We start from the raw sequence: 7363 nt of genomic DNA, 5'->3' as shown, positions 1-7363 counted from the left end.
GAACTCCTCTTCCTGGACGAGCCGACCACCGGCTTCGACCCCCAGGCGCGGCACGAGTTCCACGTACTGGTCGAACGGCTGGCCCGCGACGAGGGGGGACCCACAGCACGTCCCCGACCTCCTTGTTCGCCACCCTGGCCAGGATGAACAGGAGGTCCGAGAGCCGGTTGAGGTACGTCGCCGTCAGCGGGTTCATGACCTCGCCGTGCACCTCGAACGCCGCCCACGTGGACCGCTCCGCGCGCCGTACGACCGTGCACGCCTGGTGCAGCAGCGCCGCGCCCGGAGTGCCGCCCGGCAGGATGAAGCTGCGCAGCTTCTCCAGCTCCTCCAGGAAGCGGTCGCAGTCCGCCTCCAGCTTGTCGATGTACGCCTGCTCGACACGCAGCGGCGGGTACTTCGGGTCCTCGACCACCGGGGTCGACAGATCCGCGCCCACGTCGAAGAGGTCGTTCTGGACCCGGACGAGGACCTTCACGACCTCTTCGCCGAGCTGCCCCAGGGCGATCGCCGTCCCGATGGCGGCGTTGGCCTCATTGGCGTCGGCGTACGCCGAGATCCGCAGATCGGTCTTGGCGGTGCGGCTCATGTCGCCCAGGGCGGTGGTGCCCTTGTCGCCGGTACGGGTGTAGATGCGCGTCAGATTGACCATGGAGCCGAGCCTAGCTACGCCCCCGCCTTCCGGAAGACACGTGTGCCCACCGTCACGGAGACCAGCACCAGCGCGGCCGACACCAGGACGCCGTACAGCATCGCCGTGCCCGCGTAGTCGCCCACGTACGCCGCCCGCATCGCGTCCACCAGGTACCGGAAGGGCATGAGGCGCGACAGCGCGTCCAGCCAGCCCGGGGCGAGGGCCATCGGCAGCATCAGGCCGGAGAGCAGCATCGACGGCATGCTCACCGCGTTGACGGCCGGGCCGAACTCGTGCGGCCTGGAGACCTTGAGCGCGAGCGCGTACGAGAGCGAGGCGAGCGCGACCGTCAGTACGCCCACGAACGCGAAGCCGATGAGAACGCCGCCCAGCGGCGCCCGCATCCCCGTCGCCAGCGCGGCCAGCACCACCACACCCGCCTGGAACACGAACAGCACCGCGTCCCGCAGTACGCGCCCCAGCAGCAGCGCGAGCCGGCTGACGGGGGTGGCCCGCATCCGCTCCACCACCCCGGACTGCTTCTCGATGATGACCGCGAATCCGGCGAACAGGGCGCCGAACAGGCCGAGCTGGAGCAGCAGGCCGGGAACGAGCACCTGCCAGGAGTCGCCCCGCGAGCCGAGCGGCAGGCCGGTCAGCAGGGGGCCGAAGAAGAGCAGGTAGAGCAGCGGCATCAGGGCGCCGAAGAAGATCTGGAACCTGGAGCGCAGCGTCTGGCGGGCGTACCGCCCGAAGAGCAGCGCGGTGTCGGAGAGAAGAACGCTCATGGGGTGTCGGGTCTCCCGGGACTAGACGGCGACGGGGGCGGGGTCCACGGGCGCGGGGCCGCGCCCGGTGATGGCGAGGAAGGTGTCCTGGAGGGTGGCGTCGAGGTGGCCGCCGTACCGGAGCTTGAGCGCGCCCGGCGTTCCCTCGGCGGCGACCACTCCCTTGTCGACGACGACCAGCCGGTCCGAGAGCGCGTCGGCCTCGTCGAGGTAGTGCGTGGTGAGGAAGACGGTGGTGCCGTACCGGTCGCGCAGCCGGCGCACCAGCTTCCACAGGCCGGCCCGGCTGCCCGGGTCGAGGCCGGTGGTCGGCTCGTCGAGGAAGAGCACCTCGGGCCGGTGGGTGAGGCCCATGGCGATGTCGAGCCGCCGCCGCCGGCCGCCGGAGAGCGCGCCGCACGCGCGGTCCATGACCCCGGTCAGGTCCAGGTCGTGGGCCAGCTCGTCGGCGCGGGCGGCCGCCTCGGCCCTGGAGAGGCGGTAGAGGCGGCCCTGGGTGACGAGTTCCTCGCGTACGGACACCTGGGGGTCCACGCCGCTGGACTGGGCGACGTAACCGATCTTCCGCCGTACGCCCGCGGGGTCCCCCGCCAGGTCGTGGCCCGCGACGGTGGCGGCGCCGCCGGTCGGTGCGAGCAGCGTGGTGAGCATGCGCAGGGTGGTGGTCTTGCCGGCGCCGTTGGGGCCGAGGAAGCCCAGGATCTCGCCCGGTTCGACGCTCAGGTCGATGCCGCGGACGGCCTCGACGGGGCCTGCCTTGGTGGTGAAGGTCCGGGTGAGCCCGGCCGTGCTGATGACTGCCATGCGCCCAGAAAAACAGAGGAGCTTTAAAATTGCAATGACCCCAAAATTAAAATGAGCCCAGCGAAGCTAGGATGGAGGCATGGCCGAGGGACTCAGAGAGCGCAAGAAGCGGCAGACCAGGCAGCACATCTCCGACGTGGCGACCGGGCTCTTCCTGGAGCGGAGCTTCGACGCGGTGACGGTCGCCGAGATCGCCGAGGCCGCCGATGTCTCCGTCAACACCGTCTACAACTACTTCCCGGCCAAGGAGGACCTCTTCCTCGACCGGGGCAGCGACATCGTCGACCGCCTCTCGCGGTACGTCCGCGGACGCCGCGCCGGGGAGTCGGCGGCCGGCGCCGTGCTGCGCGAACTGCGCGGGGCGGTCGAAGGCGTCTCGCCCGCCGTGGGCCTCTTCGCGGGGTACGGCCGGTTCATGCGGGTCGTCTCGGAGGCCGACTCCCTCAGGTCGCGGCTGTGGCGCATCCAGCAGGAGAGCCTCGAGAACCTGGAGCGCACCCTCGGGCAGGAGGCCGGTGCCGAGCCCGGCGACCCGCTCCCCGTCCTGGTCGCCGGCCAGCTGTCCTGGCTCCAGACGATGCTCATGGGGTGCATCGGCCGGGAGATGACCGCGGGCCGCGAGGCCGCCGAAGTCTCCCGCGAGGCGCTCGTCCTCCTCGACGAGATGGAGGAGCTGCTGAGCGAGAAGGTGCTCAACTACGCGGTGCGGGCCGCCGAGTGAGGGGTGCCGGTGTGATGTCCGCCATTTGGGACGTGACGCGCATCTCTTCACCGCCACTCGGCCGCTCACGGACGCTAATCTCCGCCGGAGAGCCTGAAGTGAACAGGCGTTAAGGCCGAAGGAATCAAGGGGTGTGCCGTGGCCAGGAAGCTCGCCGTCATCGGAGCCGGACTCATGGGGTCCGGTATCGCGCAGGTATCGGCGCAGGCGGGCTGGGACGTCGTCCTGCGCGATGTCACCGACGCCGCGCTGACCCGGGGCCGTGACGGCATCAGGGCCTCGTACGACAAGTTCGTGTCCAAGGGGAAGCTGGAGGCCGCGGACGCCGACGCGGCGCTCGGCCGCATCACCACGACCACCGACCTCGACGCGGTCGCCGACGCCGACATCGTCGTCGAAGCCGTCTTCGAGAAGCTCGAGGTCAAGCACGAGATCTTCCGTACGCTCGACAAGCTCGTGCGCGACGACGCGGTCCTCGCCTCCAACACCTCCGCCATCCCGATCACCAAGATCGCGGCGGTGACGGAACGCCCGGAGCGGGTCGTCGGCGCGCACTTCTTCTCGCCCGTACCGATGATGCAGCTCTGCGAGCTCGTGCGGGGCTACAAGACCAGCGACGAAACGCTCGCCCGTACACGCGAGTTCGCCGAATCCGTCGGCAAGACCTGCATCGTCGTCAACCGTGATGTGGCAGGCTTTGTCACCACCCGCCTCATCTCGGCCCTCGTCGTCGAGGCCGCCAAGCTCTACGAGTCGGGTGTCGCGTCGGCCGAGGACATCGACATCGCCTGCAAGCTGGGCTTCGGCCACGCCATGGGACCGCTCGCCACCGCCGATCTGACCGGTGTCGACATCCTGTTGCACGCGACCAGCAACATCTACACGGAGTCGCAGGACGAGAAGTTCGCGCCGCCGGAGCTGATGCGCCGGATGGTTGACGCCGGTGACATCGGACGCAAGAGCGGGCAGGGCTTCTACAAGCACTGACGCCGTGTCAGCTCCTGGGTCACTCCCAGGAGTGAATTCGGTATCGGTTCGCTTACGGGCGGCAACTTCCTTACCCGTACGGCAGTCAGTTGGGTGCAAGGAAGAAGCAGGACACGGAGAAACTGACGGACTCCCGGGGAGCGCATATGCACATCAGGGGCGATCACGTCGAGCTGGTCGTCGGGGGCCGCCTCGATGTCCGCAGCGCGGCGGACGCCCGTACGGCCCTGCACTCGGCCGTCGACGACGGAGTCGGCGATCTGGTGCTGGACCTGACCGAGTTGGACTCCTGGGACGCCACCGGCCTGGGCGTCATCATGGGCGCCCACCGGCGCGCCGGGCGGGCGGGCCGCAGGCTCGTGCTGCGCGGGGTGCCGGCCCAGATGCAGCGCCTGCTGGTCGCGACCAGACTGCACCGCATCCTCGCCATCGAGGGCGGTCTCGCGGCCGAATCGCTGCCAAGGGTCTGACAGGGGTCCGAGCGGTACGGCGTGGGACATCGCGGGACAGCGCGAGACATACGGCGGGCGCACAATCCTCACGAGACCGTGACGTCCCGGGCGGGGCGGCCCCCCTCTTGTTCACAGATACTGTGCCAAGGTCTAGGGTTCGGTCGCCTGCCGATTGACGAACCCGAGTACGGCGGGCACCGGACCAGAAGCGACAGCGAGCGTGCGAAAGGCCGGGAGGGACAACCGCACGCAACGCCTCTGGGGGGCTTTGACCATGGACCCGATGAACCGGGGACCGGAAGAGTACGGCCACGACGACGACCGTTTCGGCGAGGGCGACACCGGTGACGGACCGCGCCGGCCACCGCGGGACGCGCTGCCGCCGGCTCTTGCGCAGAGCGGTCAGGCCAAGGGGAGCGGGCAGTCCTCGCCCGCGCCCGCCCGCACCGTGCAGGTCGTCGCGGGCGACTTCCTGCTCACCGTCAACCCTGTCGACGGCAGCGAGATCGAGGTCTGCCCGCCCGGCGAGCGTCCCGCGCGGCCGGTCAGGCGCGACGCCGAGGACCGTGCCGAGCTGCTGCGGGCGGCCGCGCCGCCCGTACCGCCGGGGCCGGCCGCTCCCGCCCGCCCGCTCCTGGAGCGCCAGGAGGAGCGCGAGAGGCTCGTGCGGCTGCTCGCGCGCGGGCGTTCGGTGCGGCTGACGGGACCGTCGGGATCCGGCCGTACGGCACTGCTCGACGCCGTCGCCGAAGAGTGCGCGGACCTCGCGCCCGACGGCGTCGTACGGCTCTGCGGAAGCCACCGCACGCCCGAAGAACTGCTCCACGACCTGTTCGCGGCCGTGTACGGCGCGCCGCTGCACCGTCCGGACCGTGCGGGGCTGCTCGGTCTCGTCCAGGAGATCGGTGCCGTCGTCGTCCTCGACGACCTGGAGTTCGGCGGGGCGGCGCTGGACGAGCTGCTGGAGGCCACGCCCGAGTGCGCCTTCCTGCTCGCCACGACGCCGGATGTCGCCCCGCCCTCGCCCGAGTCGCACGTCGAGGAGGTCTTCCTCGGCGGTCTCGGCCGCGGCGCCAGTCTGGAAGTCCTCGAACGGGCCGTGGACCGGCCGCTCACCGACGACGAGGCGAACTGGGCGGGCGACCTGTGGTTCGAGTCCGAGGGGCTGCCGCTGCGCTTCGTGCAGGCGGGCGCGCTGCTGCGCCAGCGCGACCGGCTGCGCGCCGACCCCAACGCCTTCGACGAGTACGGGTACTTCAGCGAGCAGCCCTTCGACGCGGACGACGGCCACGACGTGCCCCTGCCCTCGCTCGCCGAGGGAGCGATGCCCGTGGCGCTGCTCGTGTCCCGGCTGAGCGAGTCCGCCCGGGACACTCTGCGCTTCGCCCTCGCGCTCGGCGGCGAGGTCCCGCACCAGGCGCACCTGCCGGCCCTCGTGGGGGACACCCACGCGGACGCCGCGCTCGGCGAGCTGATGAGCTGCGGCCTGCTCTCGACGGCCGGCTCGCACTACCGGCTGGCGGCCGGTGTGGCCCCGCAGCTGGAGGCCGCGGGGTTCGCGGACGACGTGACGGAGCGGGCGCACAGCGCCGCCCAGCACTACGCCTGGTGGGTCGGACACCCCTCGGTCACGCCCGAGCGGGCGACCGCGGAGGCCGACGCGGTCCTCGCCGCGATGGCCGCACTGGTACCGGGCACCGAGGCGGGGCATCCGAGCGCCGCCGTCCTGCTCGCCCGTACGGCGGCGCCCGCCTTCGCCGCCGGGCTGTACTGGGGGGCGTGGGAACGGGCCCTGCGGACCGGGCTCGAAGCCGCGCGCCTCGCGGGTGAGGTCGCCGAAGAGGCGTACTTCCACCACGAGTTGGGTGTCCTCGCGCTCTGCACGGGCAACCTGGACCGGGCCCGGGCCGAGCTGGAGGCGTCCATCGCGATGCGCGGCGCCGTGGCCGACAAGAGCGGCACCGTCGCCGGACGCAGGGCGCTGGCGCTGGTCGCGGACCGCTCCGGCGCGGGCGTCGGCGGGCTCGTGCCGGGCGGACGCACGCCCGCGGGCGAGGAGGTGCCCGCGGCGCGGTACGAGGAGTCGGCGTCGCCCCCCGGCGGCGTACCGGCGGCGGTCGTACCCCTGTCGCTGCCGCCCAGGCCCGAACAGCCGCGCGAGGACGGCACGCTGGTCACCCACCGTCCGGCGGCGGCCCCGGGCGGCGGCCGTCTCGCCCTGCTCAGCGGCGCGCGGCGCAACATGGTCGCGGCGGGCGCGGGCGCGCTGCTCGTCGCCGTACTCGGCACCGTGGTGACCCTGGGCGCGGCCTCGGACAGCGACGAGACCCCGGACAACAAGGTCAGGACCGAGCAGTCGGCCAGTGAGGACGACGGACTGGACGGTCTGCCGGCCGACGAGCCGACCCAGGGCTCGACCGAGCGCCCGGGTGATCCGGGTGACCCGGCCGGGCCCGGTACGTCGGGACAGCCGCAGCCGGGCGAGAGCGGCGACAGCAAGGCTCCCGGCAGCAGTCCGTCCAAGAGCGGCAGACCGACGGACGACGACTCCTCGTCGCCGGGCAGCAAGCCGCCGGCTTCGGACGGTCCGACGACGGGCGGGCCGACCACCGGCGGTCCGACGACGGGCGGTCCGACCACCGGCGGTCCGACGACGGGCGGTCCGACGACGGGCGGTCCCACGACCGGTGGTCCGACCACGGGCGGTCCCACGACGGGCGGCCCGACCACCGGAGGCCCCACCTCGACGGGAGGAACCTCCGAGGGCGGAACCACCGAAGGGGGAACCACCGAAGGCACTTCCGAGGGCGGGACCACCGAAGGCGGGACGACCACCGAGGGCGGGACCACCGGCGACACGAACGGCGGAACCACCGACGGCACCACCACGGACGGCACCACCACCACGGGCGGCAGCCCCAGCAACAGCGTCTCGGTCTCGTCCGGCGCGCAGGACCCCGCGAGCCCGGCGTAGGGC

6 protein-coding genes and 2 pseudogenes are annotated in these 7363 nt (G+C 72.1%); 5 read left to right on the top strand and 3 right to left on the bottom strand.

Annotated features, from left to right (window positions below):
• Window positions 1–96 (top strand): annotated as a pseudogene (locus ACWD0Y_RS24160) (ABC transporter ATP-binding protein); the annotation flags it as partial.
• On the opposite strand, the pseudogene ACWD0Y_RS24155 reads toward ACWD0Y_RS24160, so the two are convergent.
• From ACWD0Y_RS24155 to ACWD0Y_RS24145, 3 genes and pseudogenes are all read right to left on the bottom strand, one after another.
• A pseudogene (locus tag ACWD0Y_RS24155) lies at window positions 95–652 on the bottom strand (cob(I)yrinic acid a,c-diamide adenosyltransferase); the annotation flags it as partial. The pseudogenes ACWD0Y_RS24160 and ACWD0Y_RS24155 overlap by 2 nt on opposite strands.
• A gap of 14 nt (window positions 653–666) precedes the next feature.
• Window positions 667–1422, bottom strand: a complete 756-nt coding sequence (locus ACWD0Y_RS24150) for an ABC transporter permease (RefSeq protein WP_450262401.1) — start codon at window positions 1420–1422, stop codon at window positions 667–669.
• Window positions 1423–1443: 21 nt separating this feature from the next.
• On the bottom strand, window positions 1444–2226 hold the full coding sequence (locus ACWD0Y_RS24145) for an ATP-binding cassette domain-containing protein (RefSeq protein ID WP_450262400.1): 783 nt from the start codon (window positions 2224–2226) through the stop codon (window positions 1444–1446).
• A 79-nt stretch (window positions 2227–2305) separates the two neighbouring features.
• On the opposite strand from ACWD0Y_RS24145, the gene ACWD0Y_RS24140 reads away from it, so the two are divergent.
• The 4 genes from ACWD0Y_RS24140 (at window position 2306) to ACWD0Y_RS24125 (ending at window position 7360) form a co-directional block, all read left to right on the top strand.
• Window positions 2306–2947: a TetR/AcrR family transcriptional regulator gene (locus tag ACWD0Y_RS24140; RefSeq protein WP_450262399.1), complete on the top strand. Its 642-nt coding sequence runs from the start codon at window positions 2306–2308 to the stop codon at window positions 2945–2947.
• Window positions 2948–3085: 138 nt separating this feature from the next.
• Window positions 3086–3934 (top strand): 3-hydroxyacyl-CoA dehydrogenase family protein, encoded by an 849-nt coding sequence (locus ACWD0Y_RS24135; protein ID WP_450262398.1) that lies wholly within the window; start codon window positions 3086–3088, stop codon window positions 3932–3934.
• A 146-nt stretch (window positions 3935–4080) separates the two neighbouring features.
• Complete coding sequence (locus tag ACWD0Y_RS24130; RefSeq protein ID WP_093799010.1) at window positions 4081–4404, top strand: STAS domain-containing protein; 324 nt, start codon at window positions 4081–4083, stop codon at window positions 4402–4404.
• A gap of 256 nt (window positions 4405–4660) precedes the next feature.
• Complete coding sequence (locus ACWD0Y_RS24125) at window positions 4661–7360, top strand: ATP-binding protein (protein ID WP_450262397.1); 2700 nt, start codon at window positions 4661–4663, stop codon at window positions 7358–7360.
• Window positions 7361–7363 lie beyond the last annotated feature (3 nt).

This window comes from Streptomyces altiplanensis, assembly GCF_053591575.1.
This window is presented reverse-complemented; position numbering and strand designations above follow the sequence as displayed.

Bases quoted from the DNA above. Each gene is read 5' to 3' on its own strand.
- ACWD0Y_RS24125 (WP_450262397.1), top strand. From the start codon at position 4,661: ATGGACCCGATGAACCGGGGACCGGAAGAGTACGGCCACGACGACGAC.
- ACWD0Y_RS24145 (WP_450262400.1), bottom strand. From the start codon at position 2,226: ATGGCAGTCATCAGCACGGCCGGGCTCACCCGGACCTTCACCACCAAG.
- ACWD0Y_RS24130 (WP_093799010.1), top strand. From the start codon at position 4,081: ATGCACATCAGGGGCGATCACGTCGAGCTGGTCGTCGGGGGCCGCCTC.
- ACWD0Y_RS24140 (WP_450262399.1), top strand. From the start codon at position 2,306: ATGGCCGAGGGACTCAGAGAGCGCAAGAAGCGGCAGACCAGGCAGCAC.
- ACWD0Y_RS24150 (WP_450262401.1), bottom strand. From the start codon at position 1,422: ATGAGCGTTCTTCTCTCCGACACCGCGCTGCTCTTCGGGCGGTACGCC.